We start from the raw sequence: 19103 nt of genomic DNA, 5'->3' as shown, positions 1-19103 counted from the left end.
CCGCCTGCGCCCGGTGCCAGGCACGGCGGTCCGGATCGACCTCGGCGTCGGTGGCCACCGCCAGCGCCGCGTTCGCGGTGCGCCGCGAGCTGGGCGTGGCCGACCGGTAGACCGCCGAGCGGGCCAGCGGGTGGACGAACCGGATCCGGGTGGCGAACTCGACCAGCCCGGTCGCGGTGGCCGCCGCGCTCGCCGCCGGCACGTCGATACCGAGATGCTCGGCCGCCGCCCACAGCAGCACCGGATCGCCGGTCGGGTCGGCGCTCGCGACCGTCAGCAACGACCGCGCCTGCGCCGGCAGTTCCGCCAACCTGGCCCGGAAGCCGCGTTCCACGGCGGTGGGCACCGACGGCGGGTCCGGGGGCAGGAAGCCGCCGGCCGACGGCGGTTCGAGCAGCGCCAGCGGGTTGCCGCGCGCCTCGGCCACGATCTGGTCGCGCACCTGGTCGTCCAGGGTGGCGTGGCGGTGGGTGCCGAGCAGCTCCCTGGCCTGCGGGTCGGTGAGCCCGGCGACGTCCAGGCACGGCAACGGGGCCAGCTCCGCGACCTCGGGTGCCGGGCGGATCGCGATGACCATGGCGACCGGCTCGGCCGCGATGCGTCTGGCCAGGAACGCCACCGCCGTCGCCGACGCCGCGTCCAGCCAGTGGGCGTCGTCGACCAGGCACAGCAGCGGACCGGCCGCGATCACCAGGTCCAGCACCGCCATGCCGACCAGCAGCACCTCCGGCGTGCCGTCCCGGCTGCCGAACGCGACCTCGAGGGCCTCCCGGTGCCGGCCGGGTAAGGCGGGCAGGTGACCCAGCAGCGGCACACACAGTTGGTGCAGCGCGGCATAGGGCAGCTCGGTCTCGAACTCCGCGCCCGACGCGCGCACCACCCGCATCGCCGGCGCCGTGCGCGCGGCGTGCGCCAACAGCGCGCTCTTGCCGATCCCGGCCTCGCCGCGCACGACCACCGCGCCGCCACGCCCGGCCATGGCCGCGGTCGTCACCTCGTCCAGCCGCTCGATCTCCGCCCGCCTGCCGACGAGCTCTGCCGGCGCCGTGGCCCGCGTCCCCATGGGCTCAAACCTAATGCGTCAAACCTACGTAGGCGTTGCCGACGCGACACACCGGGCCGTGGCGAGACGGTGACCCGCACACGACCCGCACACGACCCGCACGAGTTATTCAGGAAAGGGAACCTCGTCATGTCAACCGTCACCACGGCAGCCGCCCGCACCACCACGCCCCCGGGACGGCTGGGCGACCGGATCGGGCGCACCATGCTGGCCATCGACGCGATCGCGACCCTCGGCGCGTTCGCCCAGGGCATCCCGCGCGTGATCGACGCGGCCGACGAACACGTGCTCACCGAGTTCTGGCGCACCACCGCCTACCTCGTGTTCGCCGGCATGTGGGCGATGCTGGCCATCGCCCCCCGCAAGCAGCGGGGCATGTGGGAACTCATCCTGCTGCAGAAGATCCTGGTCACGCTGTTCGCCCTGATCTCGCTCGACAAGCCGGAAGCCGGACAGACCGCGATCATCGACGGCTTCGTCGTGGTGACCACCGTGGCCGCCTACTTCCTGTGCCGGGGTTGGGTGACCTGGAAGCCCGGGGCGCTCGGCCGGGACGACCTCCTGGCGCGCTAGGCCAACTCGCGGTCGAGCACCAGCGGGGACAGCGCGTGGCGCACCACCATCGCGGCCGCGCCGAGCACCCCGGCGTTCGCCCCGGCCTGGGACGGGACGATCCGCAGGTGCTCGGTCGCCAGCGGCAGCGAGCGGCGGTAGATCGACTCCCGGACACCGGCCAGCAACATCTCGCCCGCCTGGGCGAGCTGGCCGCCGACCACGATCAGCGACGGGTTGAACAGGCTCACCACCGCGGCCAGCACCTCGCCGATGTCCCGGCCGGCCTGCCGAACCTGCAGCCCCGCGGTGAGGTTGCCCGCCTGCACCAGCGCGACCACATCCGCGCTGGTGCTCGCCTCGATGCCGGTGGCCAGCAGCTTGGCGGCCACCGCGGGGCCGCTGGCCACCGCCTCCAGGCAGCCGCTGTTGCCACACCGACAGGGCACCGCGCCCGCGCTGGGGGCCAGGATGTGGCCGAGGTCGCCCGCCGCGCCCACATCGCCCCGGTGCAGCAGGCCGTTGCTGATCAGCCCGGAGCCGATGCCGGTCGCGACCTTCACGAAGATCATGTTCTGTTCGGTGGGGAAACACCGCACGTGCTCACCCAGCGCCATCAGGTTGACCTCGTTGTCGACCAGCACCGACACCGGGTACTCGGCGTGCACCCTGGCCGGCACGTCGTAGCCGTTCCAGCCCGGCATGATCGGCGGATGGGTCGGCTTGCCGGTCGAGTGCTCCACCGGCCCCGGCAGGCCGATGCCCACGCCGGCCACCGGCGCGATGATGCCGTGCTCGGTGCGCATCCGCCGCCAGGTGTCGGTGAGCAGCCCGAGCACCGCGTCCGGGCCGTCGGCGATGTCCAGCACCAGTGTCTCGGTGGCCAGCGGCTCGCCGGTCAGGTCGGTGACCGCGACCGTCGCGTGCGTCGCGCCCACCTCGGCGGCCAGGGCGACGCGCGCCCCGGCGTTGAACACGAACCGGCTGGCTGGGCGGCCGCCGGTGGTGGCGTCGTTGCCCCAGTCGGAGACCAGGCCGGCGTCCATCAGCGCGTCGAGCCGGGAGCGGACCGTCGAGCGGGCCAGTCCGGTCTCGGTCGCCAGCTCGGCGCGGGTACGTGCGTGGCCGTCGCGCAGCAGGCGCAGCAGCTCGCCTGGTGACGTCGTTCCCGGCGTCGTCCCAGGCGGTGTGGTGGTGGTCTGCCCGTCCTGCATCCACTAATTAAACCCAACCGGCGGACTTCAGCCACACGAAACCGCAGTTCGACGTGTTGACCACCGTAAATGGTCGGATCATTGGCATGCTTTTGATTGACACGTGCCATAAGTACGGTTTACGTTCGCCGTATGTCTGTGACCCACCTAACAGCCCCCGGCAGTGGGTTGGGTGCGCGGTCGCGGACCCTGCGCGTCGGCGTCGTCGGCGCGGGCTTCATGGGTCGCGTGCACGCGGAGGCCGCCCGTCGCGCCGGCGCGACCGTCGTGGCCGCCACCGCCTCCAGCCCGGACCGCGCCACCGCGGCCGCCGAGGCCATCGGCGCCGAACGCGGCTACCTCGGGGTCACCGAACTGCTCGACGCGGCCGAGGTCGACGTGCTGCACGTGTGCACGCCCAACGCCACCCACGCCCCGGTCGCCACTGCGGCCCTCGCCGCCGGCGCGCACGTGGTCTGCGAGAAACCCCTGGCCACCGGCGTGCCCGAGGCCGGCGCGCTGGTGGCCGCGGCGAAGGACCGGGTCGCCACCGTGCCGTTCGTCTACCGGTTCCACCCGATGATCCGGGAGCTGCGCGCCCGTCTGGCCGCCGGCCAGGCCGGCGCGCTCACCAGCGTCACCGGCAGCTACCTGCAGGACTGGCTGTCCAGACCCACCGACGACAACTGGCGCGTCGACGCCGGACTCGGCGGGGCCTCCCGCGCCTTCGGCGACATCGGCTCCCACTGGTCGGACCTGTTCGAGTTCGTCACCGGCGACCGCATCGACCGGCTCAGCGCCAGGACCACGGTCGTGCACGGCCGCCAAGGACAACCCCGGCCACCCACCGAGGACCTCGCCGCCGTCCTGTTCACCACCACCGGCGGCCTGGTCGGCACCCTGCTGGTCTCCCAGGTCGCCGCCGGCCGCAAGAACCGCCTGCACCTGGAGCTGTCCGGCACCGACGCCAGCTTCGCCTTCGACCAGGAGGACCCCGAACGCCTCTGGGTCGGACACCGGGAAGGCGGCCAGATCCTGCTACGCGACCCGGCCACCCTGCACGCCTCCGCCGCCCGCTACGTCCGGGTGCCGGCCGGACACGCCCAGGGCTACCAGGACTGCTTCGACGCGTTCGTCGCCGACACCTACGCCGCCATCCGCGGCCAGGCCCCCGACGGCCTGCCCACCTTCGCCGACGGCCTCCGCACCGCCCGGCTCACCGACGCCGTACTCACCTCAGCGGCCCAGGACGGGGCATGGGTGGCGGTAGACCAGTGAGCGACCGTCCGCCAACCCCAGAATCACAGCCGTCCCAGGCGCTCCCCGACGCGACCAACACAGTTGAGTCCCGGGGAGGCGGAACAGTGCGCCTTGCGGGGATCAGCAAGGCTTTCCTCGGGGTGCCGGTGCTGCGCGGCGTGGATCTGGAACTGCGCGCCGGTGAGGTGCACGCGCTCATGGGCGAGAACGGCGCCGGCAAGTCCACCCTGCTCAAGGTCCTCGCCGGGGTCCACCGCGCCGACGAGGGCACCGTCGAGATCGACGGCGTCGCGCACACCTTCGCCGGCCCGGCCGACGCCCAACGCGCCGGCATCGGCATCATCCACCAGGAGTTCACCCTCCTCCCACACCGCAGCGTCGCCGAGAACGTCTACCTCGGCCGCGAACCGGTCCGCCGGCTGCGGGTGGACCGCGCGCGGATGGTCCGCGACACCGCCGAGCTGCTCGACTGGCTCGGCGAGGACGGCATCGACCCCACCGCCTCGGTGTCCTCGCTGTCGGTGGCCCAACGGCAGGTCGTGGAGATCGTCAAGGCACTGGCCACCGACGCCACCGTGCTCGCCATGGACGAGCCGACCGCCGCCCTGGCCGACCACGAGGTCGAACTGCTCTACGACCTGGTCCGCCGCCTACGGGCCCGCGGGATCGCGGTGCTGTACGTCTCCCACCGGATGCGGGAGGTGTTCGACCTCAGCGACCGGATCACCGTGCTCAAGGACGGCGCCTTCGTGATCTGCGCGCCGACCGACGAGCTGACCTCCGAGGACCTCGTGCGCCACATGGTCGGCCGGGACCTGAGCGCGCTCTACCCGCCACGCGCCGCACCGGCCGACCTCGGCCAGACCATGCTGCGCGTCACCGGCGGGGGCAATGACCGGATCCGCGACGTTGACCTGGAGGTCCGCGCGGGCGAGATCGTCGGGTTGGCCGGCCTGCAGGGGTCGGGCCGCTCGGCCGTGGCGCGCGCGGTGTTCGGCGCGCAGCCGTTCACCAGCGGCACGGTCGAGCTCGGCGGCGCGCCGGTGCGGATCACCAGCCCACGCGGGGCGGTGCGCCGAGGCATCGCGTTCGTCACCGAGGACCGCAAGAGCGAGGGGCTCGCGTTGCGCCAGTCGGTGCGGGACAACGTGTTGCTGGTGCGCCGCTCCGCGTTGCGGGGCGCGCGGTCCCGCGTGGCGACCGACCTCGCCGCGCTGCTGGCCTCGGTGGAGGTGGTCGCGCGCGGCGAGCACCAGGAGGTCCGGTTCCTCTCCGGCGGCAACCAGCAGAAGGTCGTGCTCGCCAAATGGCTCGCGGTCGACCCGAAGGTGCTGGTGGTCGACGAGCCGACCAGAGGCATCGACGTCGGCGCCAAACAGACCGTGCACCACCTGCTGCGGGAGCTGGCCAGGCGCGGGGTGGCGATCCTGATGATCTCCTCGGAACTGCCCGAGCTGATCGGCATGAGCGACCGGATCCTGGTCATGCACGACGGCAGACCCGCGGGGGAGCTGCCGGCAGGCGCGACCGAGGCCGCGGTGGTGGGCCTGGCCACCGGACACGGAGTGGGCGAGGTCGCGTGACGCAATCACGACAAGACAGCGCGTTGGCCGAGCAGCGGGAGCGACCAGCCACCACGCAGCAGACGCCTACCAGCAGGTTCTCCTTCACGCCGACGGTCATCGTCTATCTCGCGTTGGTCGTGCTGCTGGTCATCGGCAGCGTGCTGGTCGGGCTCCAGGGCGGGGTGCTGCTCGACCAGGCCGGACTGCTCAACATCTTCACCAGGGCCACCGCACTCGGGCTGGTCGCGATCGGCCAGACCATGGTCATCCTCACCGGCTCACTCGACCTCTCGGTCGCCTACCTCGTCGGCCTCACCTCACTGATCGCCGCGCAGACCATGGCCGGCCAGGACGGCATGATCGTGCCCGGCGCGCTGCTCGCGCTCGCCGTCGCCGCGATCGTCGGCCTGGTCAACGGGCTGGTGATCACCGTGTTGCGCGCCAACGCGTTCATCGCGACCCTCGGCGTCGCGCTGATCCTGCGCGGCTACCTCGAACACAACTACACCGGCCCCGCCGGCGATGTCCCCCGCACCTTCCAACACCTCGGCTACGACCGGATCGGCCCCATCCCGATCGCCGCCCTGCTCATGCTCGGCGTCGCCGCCCTGTGCTGGTGGCTGCTCACCCGATCCCGCCCCGGCTACCACATGTACGCCGTCGGCGGGGACATCGAGGTCGCCCGGCTCTCCGGCGTGCGCACCCGCCGCACCATCGTCACCGCCCACGTGCTGTGCTCGGTGGCCGCCGGGCTCGCCGGCATCTACCTGGCCAGCCGACTGGGCTCGGGCGCCCCCTACGTCGGCACCGACGCCGGCTACGACCTCGAGTCGATCGCCGCCGTCGTGCTCGGCGGCACCCTGCTGGCCGGCGGCCGAGGCGGGATCGTCGGCACCATCGGCGGCGTGTTCATCCTCGCCACCCTGGACACCATCTTCGACGACCTCGCGGTCGACCCGTTCTTCAAGGACGTGGTGCGCGGCGTCGTGCTGATCACCGCGGTCGCCCTGTACGCGCGGCGCATGGCGCGAAAGGCCCGGTGACCTACCAGTGAAACGGCTACGGCTGGCCGAGGGCACCGCACCGGTGCTCGTCGTCCTGGTGGCGCTGCTGATCGGGCTCGCGATCGCCGGCCCGGCCTACGACTCGGTCGAGGGCTACCTCGCGCTGCTCAAACGCGCCGCCCCGCTGATGATCCTCGCGATCGGCCAGTACTTCGTGATCGTCTCCGGCGGGTTCGACCTGTCGGTCGGCGCGCTGGTGACCGCCGGGGTGGTGATCGCGGCCAGACTCATCGACGGCGACGAGTCGGCCACCGCCTGGGTGGTGGTGCTGGTGCTCGCGTTCGGGCTGCTGGTCGGCCTGGTCAACGGGCTGATCACCACCAAGCTCCTGGTGCCCTCGTTCATCGTCACCCTCGGCATGCTGCTGGTGCTCGACGGCGCGGTGTTCCTGTGGACCGACGGCGCCCCCCGCGGCGCGCTGTCCACCGCGTTCCGCCAGTTCGGCCGCGGCTCGGTCGACGTGCCGCTCCTGGGCGAGGTGCCGTTCTCGGTGCTGATCCTGCTGGTGATCCTGGTCGCCGCGGTGCTGTTCATGCGCAGCGGCACCGGCCGGGCACTGGTCGCGGTCGGCGACAACGAACAGGCCGTCGCGCTGGCCGGCGGACAGGTCGACCGGTTGCGGCTGCTGGCGTTCGTGCTCTCCGGCGGGCTGGCCGCGGTCGCCGCGATCCTGCTCGGCGGCTTCGCCGGCGTCTCGGCACAGGTCGGCGAAGGCCTGGAGTTCCGGGCGATCACCGCGGTCGTGCTCGGCGGCGTGCTGCTGGGCGGCGGCCGGGGATCGGTGGTCGCGGCCACCGCCGGCGCACTGTCCCTGGAGGCCCTGTTCACCCTGCTCAACCTGCTCGGTGTGGCCGGCGCGCTCGAGTCGGCCGTCCAGGGCGTGATCATCATCGCCGCGGTCGCCTACGCCGCGCTCGGCACCGGCCTGCGCCAACGCGTCCGACAACGCGTCCGTCCCCGACCAGCACCCACCCCCTAGAGGTTCCGAGGAGATCAATGACGATGAACAGGAAACTGGCCGTGGTCGCGGCGGTGGGTGCGCTCGTGCTCGCCGGGTGCTCCAGCGAGTTACCCGCCGACAACGACGGCGGTGGCGGCGGCTCGTCGGCGGCCGACGCGGCCAAGTCGGAGTTCTTCGACCAGGCCGAGTACGACCGCCAGCTCGCCTTCCGCGACGCCAGCGCCGACGGCCCGGCCGACAGGCCGTGGGAGCAGATGATCGAACCGGAGCTGGTGGACACCGCGCAGTACGCCAAACCGGGCGGCAACTACAACCTGTGCTTCTCCAACGCTGCGGTCAACAACCCGTGGCGCCAGGTCGGGTACACCACCATGGCGCAGGAGGTCGAACAGCACCCGGAGATCGGCAAGTTCACCGTGCTGGACGCCGAAGCCAAGGACGACAAGCAGATCAGCGACATCCAGTCGCTGTCCGGCCAGGGCTGCAGCGCGCTGATCATCTCGCCGAACACCACCGCCACCCTCACCCCCGCGGTCGAGGCCGCGTGCGAGACCGGGGTACCGGTGATCGTGTTCGACCGCGGCGTGAACACCGACTGCCCGGTCACGTTCATCCACCCGATCGGCGGGTTCGCCTTCGGCGCCAACGGCGCGGAGTTCCTGACCGACAACGTCGACGCCGGCGGCAAGATCCTCGCGCTGCGCATCCTGCCCGGCGTGGACGTGTTGGAGCAGCGGTGGGCCGCGGCCAACGAGATCTTCGCCGACAGCGAGCTGGACGTGGTCGGCGTGGAGTTCACCGACGGCGACGCGGCCAAGACCAAGAGCATCGTGGCCGACTACATCCAACGCGAGGGCCAGATCGACGGCGTGTGGATGGACGCGGGCGCCACCTCGGTCGCCGCGATCGAGGCCTTCCAGGACGCGGGCGTGGACGTGCCCGCGTTCGTCGGCGAGGACCAGCAGGACTTCCTGCGGCTGTGGGCCGACGAGGGCCTGACCGCGGTGGCACCGACCTACCCGACCTACCAGTGGCGCACCCCGGTCATCGCGGCGCTGAAGATCCTCAAGGGGGAGCAGGTGCCCAGCGAGTGGGTGCTGCCGCAGCCGACGATCACCCAGCAGGACGTGGATGGCTACGTCGCCGAGGACATGCCGCCACTGCACTACGCGATGTGCGGCTGCGAGGCCATGCCGGGCTACCCGGAGCCCTGGAAGTGACCCAGGCAGGAGCGGGAGCGACGGAGCGTGCGCCGTCTGGACTGACGAGCGCGCGCAGGCGCCCTGGCGCCGAGCACGTGAGGAGGGAAGACGGCGCATCAGCGCAGTCGCGGGAGCGACCATTAATCGGGGTCAATACGTGGGTGTGGACCTCGCCGTTGACCGACCCGGTCCTTGCCGAACTCGCGGCCAGGACCGCCGGGTGGGGTTTCGACGTCCTGGAACTGCCCGTGGAGAACCTCGGCGACTGGACTCCCGCCACGGCCGCCAGGGTGCTCGCCGACCTCGGCCTCGGTGCCACCGTCTGCCTGGTGATGCCGCCGGGCCGGGAACTGGTCCGCGCCGAGCAGACCACCATCAAGTCCACACAGGACTACCTGTGCGGGGTCATCGACGCGGCCGCCGTGGTCGGCTCCCCGGTCATCGCCGGGCCCGCCTACTCCTCGGTCGGCCGCACCTGGCGGATGTTGCCGGCCGAACGCGCCGCCACCTACGCCGAACTGCGCGACAACCTCGCCCCGGTGCTCGCCTACGCCGGCAGCGCCGGGGTCACCCTGGCCGTGGAACCGTTGAACCGCTACGAAACCAGCCTGCTCAACACCGTCGCCCAGACCCTCGAGGCGATCGGCGACCTGCCGCACTGCGGGGTCGCGCTGGATCTCTACCACCAGAACATCGAGGAGGCCGACCTCACCGGCGCGATCCGGGCCGCGGCCGGCCGCGTCGCCCACGTCCAGGTCTGCGGCAACGACCGGGGCGCCCCCGGCCCCGACCACCTCGACTGGCCGGCGATCCTGACCGCGGTCGCCGACACCGGCTACACCGGCCCGCTGTGCATCGAGTCGTTCACCGCGCAGAACGCGAGCATCGCGACCGCCGCGTCGATCTGGCGCCCGCTCGCCCCCACCCAGGACGACCTCGCGCTCACCGGTCTGGCACACCTGCGGGAGGTGATGCGCGCCCGCTGACCTGGCACAGCTTCGACGGCTTACCTTCGACGGCGCCGGCACGCCGTGGTGGACATTCACGCGAAACGGAAAGCAACGATGCCCAGACCCATTTTGCGAACTGCCCTCAGCGTGCTGGCGGCGAGCGTGCTGTTGAGCGGGCTCACCCCGGCCGCCGCCGCCCAGCAGGCCGCCCCCGACTTCCGGGCCCTGCTGTTCACCAAGGTCGCCGCCGACGCCTACCGGCACGACTCCATCCCCGCGGCCATCGAGATGGTCACCCAGCTCAGCACCGAACACAACTTCGAGGTCGTGCACAGCGAGGACGCGGCCATCTTCAACGACGCCGACCTGGCCACCTTCGACGTCGTGGTGATGGTGCAGAACGGCGGCATGGTCTGGGACACCGACGCCCAACGCCAGGCCGTGCGAACCTACGTCAACAACGGCGGCGGCATCGCCGCGGTGCACAACGCCACCGACATGAACATCGAGTCGCAGTTCCCCTGGTGGGACGAGTTCGTCAACGGCGGCGCGCACATGACCGCGCACTCCGCCGGCGGCCTCACCGCGACCACCAACCGCATCGACGACGTGCACGCGTCCACAAAGGACCTGCCGGACCGCTGGGAGCGGCCGGAGGAGTGGTACAACTTCCACCCCACGATGCGCGGCCACGTGCACTCGCTGCTGGAGGTCGACGAGGACACCTACGACCCCGGCTCCGAGGCGATGGGCACCGACCACCCGATCTCCTGGTGCCGCGACGCCGAGGGCGGCCGGGTGTGGGCCACCGCGATGGGCCACGCGATCTCCTCCTACAGCGAACCCCTGTTCCGCCAACACGTCCTGGGCGGCATCCAGACCGCGGCCGGCGCGATCCCCGCCGACTGCTCGGCCACCATGGACGCCGGCTTCGAGAAGGTCACCCTCGACGACACCACCAAGGCCCCGACCGCGCTGGACATCGCCCCCGACGGGCGGGTGTTCTACACCGAGATCCTCGGCCAGATCCGGCTGTGGGACCCCGAGACCGGCGCCGTGTCCACCGCACTGGACCTGCCGGTGTACGCCGGCGGTGAGGACGGCCTGGTCTCCCTCGTGCTCGCCCCCGACTTCGCCGACACCGGCCATATGTACGTCTACTACTCGCCACCGGGCGAGGAGGAGATCAACCGGGTGTCGCGGTTCACCGTCACCGGCGACGTCGTCGACCGCGCCAGCGAGGTCGTGCTGCTCGACATCCCGGCCGCGCGCCGCGAGGAACCCGGCCACACCGGCGGCTACCTGGAGTTCGGCCCGGGCGGCAACCTCTACATCGGCGTCGGCGACGACACCAATCCGTTCCAGTCCAGCGGCTACGCGCCGATCGACGAGCGCGACGGCCGCGACCTGTTCGACGCGCAGAAGACCTCGGCCAACACCAACGACCTGCGCGGCAAGATCCTGCGCGTGCACCCGGAAGCCGACGGCACCTACACCATCCCGCAGGGCAACATGTTCGCGCCGGGCACGGACAAGACCCTGCCGGAGATCTACGCGATGGGCTTCCGCAACCCGTTCCGGTTCTCGGTCGCCTCCGACGGCACGCTCTACATGGCCGACTACGGCCCGGACGCCGGCGGGGACAACGCCAACCGCGGCCCGGCCGGACTGGTCGAGTGGAACGTGGTCAGCGAACCGGGGTTCTACGGCTGGCCCTACTGCGTGGCCAACGACATCCCGTTCAACGACTTCGACTTCGCCACCAACGCCTCCGGCGCGAAGTTCGACTGCGCCAACCCGGTGAACGACTCGCCCAACAACACCGGCCTCACCGAACTGCCCGCCGCCAAACAACCCACCGTCTGGTACGGCAACGGCGCCAACGGCAACGCGTTCCCGGAGATGGGCGACGGCGGCGAGGCGCCGATGGCCGGCCCGCGCTACGAGTACGACCCCGACCTGGCGTCGGACACGAAGTTCCCGGAGTTCTACGACGGCAAACCGTTCTTCTACGAATGGGCGCGCAACCGGATGTTCCTGTTCAACCAGGACGCCGACGGCGGGCTGCTGTCCATCGACCCCTGGTATGTGTCCAACACCCCGCTCGCGCCGATGGACATGAAGTTCGGCCCGGACGGCGCGCTCTACATGGTCGAGTGGGGCGGCGGCTACGGGCGGGACAACCCCGACTCCGGCGTGTACCGCATCGACTACACCCGAGGCGACCGGCGCCCGGCCGCACACGGTGCGGCCACCCCGTCCAGCGGACCGGCGCCGCTGGAAGTGGCCTTCTCCAGCGAGGGATCGGCCGACCCGGAAGGCGAACAGGTCTCCTACGCGTGGAACTTCGGTGACGGCACCACCTCGACCGAGGCCAACCCGACCCACGTGTTCACCGCGAACGGCGTGTACAACGTCCAGCTCACGGTGTCCGACCCCGGCGGCAAGACCGGGATCTCCAACGTGTCGGTGACCGTGGGCAACACCGCGCCCGCCGTCGAGCTGGCCAGCCCGGTGCACGGCGGGTTCTTCGACTTCGGCGACCAGGTGGCCTTCGACGCCACGATCACCGACCCCGAGGAGCAGACCGACTGCGACTCGGCGATCCTGCGGGTCTCCCTCGGCCACGACGCACACGACCACCTGATCGACACGATCAACGCGTGCGAAGGCGAGTTCGCCACCCAGCACGACGAGGGCCACGCCGACGCGAACGTCTTCTACACCGCCGAGTCCAGCTACACCGACGGCGGGGCGAACGGTCAGCCCGCGCTGACCGGCCGGGACCTCGCGGTGCTCCAACCCAAACACAAGCAGGCCGAGTACCACAGCTCGGCCTCCGGCGTCACCGTGCAGGACGACCCGGCCGCGCAGGCGGGCAAACGGGTCGGGGAGGTCTCCGACGGGGACTGGATCGCGTTCACCCCGGTCAACCTGCACCAGATTGACGGCATCGCCGCCCGGGTACACGGATCCAGCGCGGGCGGCTCGATCGAACTGCGCGCGGGCGCGCCCGACGGCGCGCTGGTGGCCACCATCCCGGTGCCCCAGACCGGCGGCTACGTGACCGTGCCGCCCGCCGAGGTCACCGACCCCGGTGGCACGACAACCCTGTACGCGGTGTTCCAGACCACCGCCGACAACCAGTTCACCGTGGACTCGCTGGACTTCGTCGGCAAGGGCGTCTCGGTGAACGCGGCACCCTACGTCGCGGTCAACGCCACCCCGGCTTCGGGTGCGGCGCCGCTGGAGGTCGCGCTCAGCACGACGGTGACCGACCCCGAGGGCGACGAACCGTTCAGCTACGCCTGGGATCTCGGTGACGGGTCGACCTCGACCGAGGCCAACCCGACGCACACCTATACCGAGCCGGGCACCTACACCGCGACGGTGACCGTCACCGACGCGGCCGGCCGGGCCAAGGAGGTGTCCACCCAGGTCGTGGCCACCGTGCCGCCGATGCCACCGATCGAGTGCGCCGACCCCGACGCCGCGATCGAGCCCAGCGACGAGTTCGACACCGAAGGGCTCGACGGCTGCCGCTGGGACGCGGTACTGCGCCCGGACCTGACCGCGATGCGGATGGCCGACGGCGTGCTGCGCGTCGACACGCTGCCCGGTGACATCAACGGCAGCGCGAACGACAACCCGAACAACTTCGTGCTGCAGAACGCCCCCGGCGGCGACTGGACCGTGGAGACCCGGCTGCGCGCACCGCTGGCCGAGCGCTACCAGCTGGCCGGCTTCATGGTCCACGGCACCGACGACGACTACGTGAAGTTCGACGTGGTCGCCTTCAACGGCGCCGGATCCACAGCGGACCTACGAGCCGAGCTGGTCTCGGAGAACGACGGCCAGTTCGGCAACGGCGGCAACCGGTCGGTCACCCTCGGCAGCGGCGCCGAGAGCGGCTGGTGGCACCTGCGGCTCACCAAGTCCGGCAACACCTACAGCGGCTGGGTCAGCGACGGCGGCACCGAATGGACCTCGCTCGGTGACGCGGTGACCAACGACATCGCCGACCCGAAGTTCGGCGTCATGGCCATCGGTCCACAACAGACCCAGGGCCCGGTGACCGTCGACTTCGACTGGTTCCGGGTGTCCGGTGTGGACACCGCGGCGCCGACACTTGGCGCCGAGGTCTCGCCCGCGCCGGGCGAGTCCGGCTGGCACACCACCGCGCCGATGGTGACCCTCACCGCCGACGACGGCGCCGGCTCGGGCATGGCCACCACCGAGTACCGGCTCGACGGCGGCGAGTGGACCGCCTACACCGAGCCGTTCGCGGTGACCGCCGACGGCACGCACACCGTCGAGTACCGAGGAGCCGACCGGGCCGGCAACACCTCACCGGTCGGCACGGTCGAGGTGCGGGTGGACGCGACCGCGCCCACGCTCGCGGTGACCGGCCTGACCGACGGGGTGACCTACGGCCACAGCGAGAACCGGGTGCTCGACTGGACGGCCGGGGACGAGACCTCCGGGCTCGGCGAGGTCGCGGCCACCCTGGACGGCACCGCGGTGGCCAAGGGCGCCCGGCTGGCGTTGCCCACGCTGGCCCTCGGTGAGCACACGCTGGTCGTCCGCGCACCGGACGCGGCCGGGCACGTCACCGAGCGGACGGTGGTCTTCACCGTCGGCACCTCGATCACCGACCTGCAGGCGATGCTCGACCGACTGGAGGCGGAGAACAAGGTCGGCTGGCTGGCCGGGCTGGTGCTGGAGGCCCAACTCGACCAGGCCCACCGGGAAGCGGCCCGCGACCGCACCGACCGGGCGATCCAGTGGCTGACCTCGTTCACCGACTCGGTCACCCTGCTGGTGCCCAACGCGGAGGCGAAAACCGTCCTGCGCACCGATACGGCGGCCGTGGTGGCGGCACTGCGCGGCTAGCCAACGACGGGGGCGGATGCCGGTCCGCCCCCGGCCCCGGGCCGGCTTGCCACCGGCCCGGGGCGCCATCGCCCCGCCGCGAGAGGATTCCCGAATTCCCGACCCAGCCTGGTCGCGCGCATTAGGCTGGTCGCATTCCAGGTCCTTCGAAGGTGGCCGGGAGGCGCGTGAACGGCGATGTACCACGTGATCATCGCGGTCGATGTCGAGGATTTTGCCAGCCGGGACGAGTCCCACCGGACCGCGGTGCGCGAAACACTGGCGACCGCGATGTCCACCGCGTTCGAACGCTGCGGCCTGCCATGGGAACACTGTCAACGGGAGGACCGGGACGACGGAATCCTGGTGTACCTGCCACCGGACAGGGACAACAAACGGCTCATCGAAGGCCTGCCCACCGAGCTGGCCGGACTTCTGCGACAGCACAACGCCACCGCCGACGAGCAGACGAGAATTCGACTCCGAATCGTGCTGCACGCCGGGGAGATCGACCGCGACCGCCAGGGCCTTTCCGGCCCGGCGGTCGTCCACGCCGGCCGCCTGCTGGAATCCGACGAACTCAAGGACGCGCTCACACACTCCAGCGGAATTCTCGCGCTGATCACCTCGGACGAGTTCTTCCGCAGCGTGCTCATTCCCGATCTCGTGGTGAACGTCCGCCGCTATGAGCGTGTCGTGGTCGCCGTGCGGGAAACCCGCGCCACCGCCTGGATCTGCCTGCCCGACCAGCGCGTTCCACACAGGACACACAACGGACGTGGCCAACACCGCGAACCGGGACGACGCCGGTTGCCCACCGGGGTGGCCTTGCTCACCGTGCTGTTGCTGGTCTGCGGCCTCGCCACGAACGTGCTCGCCGCCCAACCACCCGCGCGGCGATGCGTCGAGCCGATCCAGGTCAACGTGAACGTCTCCGCCGAGAAGGAACGGGTGATCCAGGAACTCGCCGCCGACTTCGAGGACGCCGAACGCGACGAACAGGGCTGCCACGGCGTGACCGTGCAGGTCACGGTCGCCCGCTCGGCCGACGCGGTGATCGGTGCCATCGCCCGCGGCTGGGGTGGGCTGAACGATCTGCCGGAAGTCGGCCCGGAACCACACGTCCTGCTGCCCGACTCCAGCCTCGAGTACGAGGCCGCGCTCGCGGCCCTGCGCGCCGAAGGCCGACAGGACGTCGTGCTCGACCACCGCGGCCCGATCGCGTTCTCACCGCTCATCCTCGCGCGCCCCCGCCAGCGCGGCGCCACCCCCGAACAGCCGAACACCTGGGACGATCTGCTCGCCACCGCCCGTCGCGACCAGCGAACCCACCGGCCAAGCCCGGTGTCCTCCGGCGCCGGGCTGGTGGCCACCGTCGCGCTCTACGCCGCGGTGCTCGACCAGCACCTGGACCGCGACACCCTCACCGCCGCCGCGGCACCCGGCTTGCTGCACGGCGTCGAGCAGGCGGTCGCGGCCGACAACGACGGCGAGACCGCGCTGTGCTCACTGACCGACGACACCGTGCTGGTATCGGAGAAGGTCGCCATCGAGTACAACGAGGGCAGCCCCGCCGGCGGCCGGTGCGCACCCCCGGACGGCGCCCGCCTGGAGCTCAGCCACCCGCGCGAAGGCACCCTCTACCTCGACCACCCGTTCATCACGGTCACCTGGCGAGAACGACCGGCCAACCCGGTCCGCGAGCGGGCGCTGCACCGGCTCCACCAGTACCTGACCGGGCCACACGGACAGGACGCGCTGCGCCGAGCATGGTTTCGTGACCGCGACCGCGACCTGGCGCCCATCACGGACGTGCCGCCGGGCCGCCCACCGGAGCTGACCGTCGGCACCGTCGACGTGGGGGCGGTACTCGCGGCGTTCCACGCGGCCAGGAAATCGGCCAGGGTGCAGATCCTGGTGGACGTGTCCTCGGCCATGGCCGAGCCGTTCCTCAGCGTCGGCGGCACCCGGCTGAGCGCGGCGACCGACGCCGTCGACCGGGTACTTCGCTCGGTGGGCGAACGCGACGCGGTCGGACTGTGGATGTTCGCGGCGGGCCTCGCCGGCACCGTCGACCACAAGGTGCTCGCACCGGTCCGACCGGGTGGCGCCGACGCGACCAGCGCGGCACTCGACCAGGTGCGTGGCAGCGACCGGCCCGCCCGGCTGTACGGCACGGTCCGGGCCGCGGTCGCCGGGCTGCTGGACACCGCGTCCGGTTCGGCGAGCACCAACGACGCCGTGGTGATCGTCGCCGCCGGCACCAGCACCGCGTCGGAACAGGACCACACGCGGCTGGTCGACTACCTGCGCACCAGCGGGGTTCCGGTGTTCCTGATCGCTTTCGGCACCGGGGTGTGCGTGTCCACGCGATGGCAGGAGATCACCGGGGACACCGGCGGCGCGTGCCACGAGGCCGCCGACATCAAGGACTTCGACGAGGCGTTGGACAGCGTCGCGGCCGTACTGTGGGGTGGCGGACATGGCTAGGGCAGGGCGGTTCACGGCCACACTGGTGCTGCTCGCTGCGGGCTGCGCGCCGGTGGCCGACCGGTACGACGTGGAGGGCCCGATCATCTTCATCGACATCCCGGACACCAGCGACGACCGGTACGTCGAGCAACAGGTCGACGCGTGGAACCGCACCCACGGCAACGACGAGCGGGTCACGTTCATCGAGATGCCCTACGGCACCGACGACCACCGCGCGCAACTGCGGACCCGCGCACAGGACCTGGCCAACGCCGACCCGGACGCCTACCCGTCCCAGTGCTACGACGTGGTCTCCATGGACATCATCTGGACCGCCGAGTTCGCCGAGAGCGGCTACCTGGTGCCGTTGGACGCCGAGGAGTTTGACGCCGACCGGTTCCTGCGCAAGCCGGTCGAGGCGGTGACCGTGGACGGGCGGCTCTGGGCGATCCCGCTGCGCACCGACCCCGGCCTGCTCTACTACCGCACCGATCTCGTCGAGCCACCGGCGACCTGGACGGAACTGGCCGAGCAGGCCAGCGACCCGCCGCCGGGCATGTACGGCTACGTCGGCCAGTTCGACCGGTACGAGGGTCTCGCGGTGAACGCCTTCGAGGCGATCTGGGGCGCAGGCGGCGACGTCCTCGCCCCGGACGGCACCGTGCTCGTCGGCAGCGAGCAGGCACGCGCGGGGGTGCGGCTGCTCGCCGAGGGTGTACAGGACGGGTGGATCCCGCACGAGGCGCTCGGGTTCAAGGAGGAGCAGAGCCGCGAGGCCTTCCAGGAGGGCTCGGCGCTGTTCCTGCGGAACTGGCCCTACGCCTACCGGCTGCTCGCGGACGAGAACTCGCCGGTGGCCGGCAGGTTCGATGTGGCCACGCTGCCCGGCCCCAGCGCGCTCGGTGGCTGGAACCTCGGCATCTCCAGCTGTTCCGCCCACCGCCGCACCGCCAGGGACTTCATCAAGTTCCTCACCAGTGAGGACAACCAGCGGCTGGCGTTCCAGCAGGCGAGCGCTGGCCCCACCATCGCCGCGCTGTACCAGGACCCCGAACTGCTCGCTGACCGCCCGTACCTGAAGGTGCTCGGCGAGAGCCTGCGCGACGCGCGGGCACGCCCGCCGGTGCCCTACTACGAGGACGTCAGCGACGCCATCCAGGAACACGTCGGCGACGCGCTCGAGAAACCGACCGCGGCCGACGACCGGGTCGAGGACCTGGCCGAGCGGCTGGCGCGGATCACGCGCCCCGGCTGAGCACGGCCCGTCAGAAGATGACGACGGTGTCGATCAGCCAGCGGCCGTTCTGGTTGACCAGCCCGTAGCGGTGGCGTTCGCGGATGTTGCGGCCGTCCTTGTACACGTAGTCCAGCGTCACCTCGACCGTGGCGCCCTGACCGGACGCACCGGACGCGGTCACCGAACTGACCGTGCCCCAGTAGGCGGTGTAGCCGCCGAAGCCGCCGGCCGGTTTCCGCTGGAACCTGGGGGTCAGCTGGGTCCAGGCCGTCTGCAGGTCGCCGGGCATCAGCGCGTAGTACGCGGTGATCGTCTCGGCGCCGGTCGCCGGTGCCGCCGGCGGTGTGTTCGGCGGGGCGACCTCGGTGCCCGGGGGCGGTGTCGCCGCGGGCGGGTTGTCCGGTGTGGACGGTTGGTCGGTCGGCTCGTCCTCGGCGTCCTCCGCCGCCGACTCCTCGGACTCCTCCTCCGGCGGCGGGGTGTCCGAAGTGGACGACTGGCCGGCGGCGGGCGGCTGGCCAGCGTCGTCGTCGGCCGGCTGGCCGCCGTTGGCGTTGATGGTGATCAGCGTGGTGGTCACCGCGACCAGGACGAACAACGCGGCCAGCGCGAGCAGGAACCGGCGACGCTTCGGGTCGGCGGGCGTGGCCGGCGCGGGGACCGGCGGCGGTGTCTGCGCCGGCTCGGGCGCCGGCGCCGGCGCGGGCGGAGG

At 71.6% G+C, this 19103-nt stretch carries 12 protein-coding genes and 1 pseudogene; 10 read left to right on the top strand and 3 right to left on the bottom strand.

Going from position 1 to position 19103, the window contains the following annotated elements; genetic code table 11:
• Positions 1–1063: AAA family ATPase (locus tag ACYVIP_RS30955; protein WP_460402734.1), on the bottom strand; the 1063-nt coding region annotated here is incomplete at its 3' end.
• Positions 1064–1192: 129 nt separating this feature from the next.
• Between ACYVIP_RS30955 and ACYVIP_RS30950 the strand changes: the two genes are divergently transcribed.
• Positions 1193–1636 (top strand): hypothetical protein, encoded by a 444-nt coding sequence (locus ACYVIP_RS30950; protein WP_460402732.1) that lies wholly within the window; start codon positions 1193–1195, stop codon positions 1634–1636.
• Here ACYVIP_RS30950 and ACYVIP_RS30945 read toward each other — a convergent pair.
• The gene (locus ACYVIP_RS30945; protein WP_460402730.1) at positions 1633–2829 is read right to left on the bottom strand and encodes an ROK family protein; all 1197 of its coding nucleotides are present in this window, start codon (positions 2827–2829) and stop codon (positions 1633–1635) included. The two genes, ACYVIP_RS30950 and ACYVIP_RS30945, sit on opposite strands and share 4 nt — an antisense overlap.
• 132 nt (positions 2830–2961) lie before the next feature.
• Between ACYVIP_RS30945 and ACYVIP_RS30940 the strand changes: the two genes are divergently transcribed.
• The 9 genes from ACYVIP_RS30940 (at position 2962) to ACYVIP_RS30900 (ending at position 18409) form a co-directional block, all read left to right on the top strand.
• Entirely contained in the window at positions 2962–4086 is a 1125-nt protein-coding gene (locus ACYVIP_RS30940) for a Gfo/Idh/MocA family protein (protein ID WP_460402728.1), read from the top strand.
• 86 nt (positions 4087–4172) lie between these two features.
• The gene (locus ACYVIP_RS30935) at positions 4173–5651 is read left to right on the top strand and encodes a sugar ABC transporter ATP-binding protein (protein WP_460402726.1); all 1479 of its coding nucleotides are present in this window, start codon (positions 4173–4175) and stop codon (positions 5649–5651) included.
• 98 nt (positions 5652–5749) lie between these two features.
• A complete protein-coding gene (locus ACYVIP_RS30930; protein WP_460402736.1) occupies positions 5750–6676 on the top strand; it encodes an ABC transporter permease in 927 nt (308 codons plus the stop codon).
• Between the two features lie 7 nt (positions 6677–6683).
• Positions 6684–7676 carry an ABC transporter permease gene (locus ACYVIP_RS30925; RefSeq protein WP_460402723.1) on the top strand — a complete coding sequence of 331 codons (993 nt, stop codon included), beginning with the start codon at positions 6684–6686 and terminating at the stop codon, positions 7674–7676.
• Positions 7677–7699: 23 nt separating this feature from the next.
• Positions 7700–8878, top strand: coding sequence for a substrate-binding domain-containing protein (locus tag ACYVIP_RS30920; protein ID WP_460402721.1), 1179 nt, complete (start codon positions 7700–7702; stop codon positions 8876–8878).
• Between the two features lie 158 nt (positions 8879–9036).
• Positions 9037–9846, top strand: a complete 810-nt coding sequence (locus tag ACYVIP_RS30915; RefSeq protein ID WP_460402719.1) for a sugar phosphate isomerase/epimerase family protein — start codon at positions 9037–9039, stop codon at positions 9844–9846.
• Between the two features lie 78 nt (positions 9847–9924).
• Complete coding sequence (locus tag ACYVIP_RS30910; RefSeq protein WP_460402717.1) at positions 9925–14703, top strand: ThuA domain-containing protein; 4779 nt, start codon at positions 9925–9927, stop codon at positions 14701–14703.
• 177 nt (positions 14704–14880) lie between these two features.
• Positions 14881–17172: a vWA domain-containing protein gene (locus tag ACYVIP_RS30905; RefSeq protein WP_460402715.1), complete on the top strand. Its 2292-nt coding sequence runs from the start codon at positions 14881–14883 to the stop codon at positions 17170–17172.
• The gene (locus tag ACYVIP_RS30900) at positions 17165–18409 is read left to right on the top strand and encodes an ABC transporter substrate-binding protein (RefSeq protein ID WP_460402713.1); all 1245 of its coding nucleotides are present in this window, start codon (positions 17165–17167) and stop codon (positions 18407–18409) included. Before ACYVIP_RS30905 ends, ACYVIP_RS30900 begins: the two co-directional genes overlap by 8 nt.
• A gap of 10 nt (positions 18410–18419) precedes the next feature.
• On the opposite strand, the pseudogene ACYVIP_RS30895 reads toward ACYVIP_RS30900, so the two are convergent.
• Positions 18420–19103: pseudogene (locus tag ACYVIP_RS30895) on the bottom strand (hypothetical protein); the annotation flags it as partial.

The sequence above is a fragment of the Actinophytocola sediminis genome, assembly GCF_054779715.1.
This window is presented reverse-complemented; position numbering and strand designations above follow the sequence as displayed.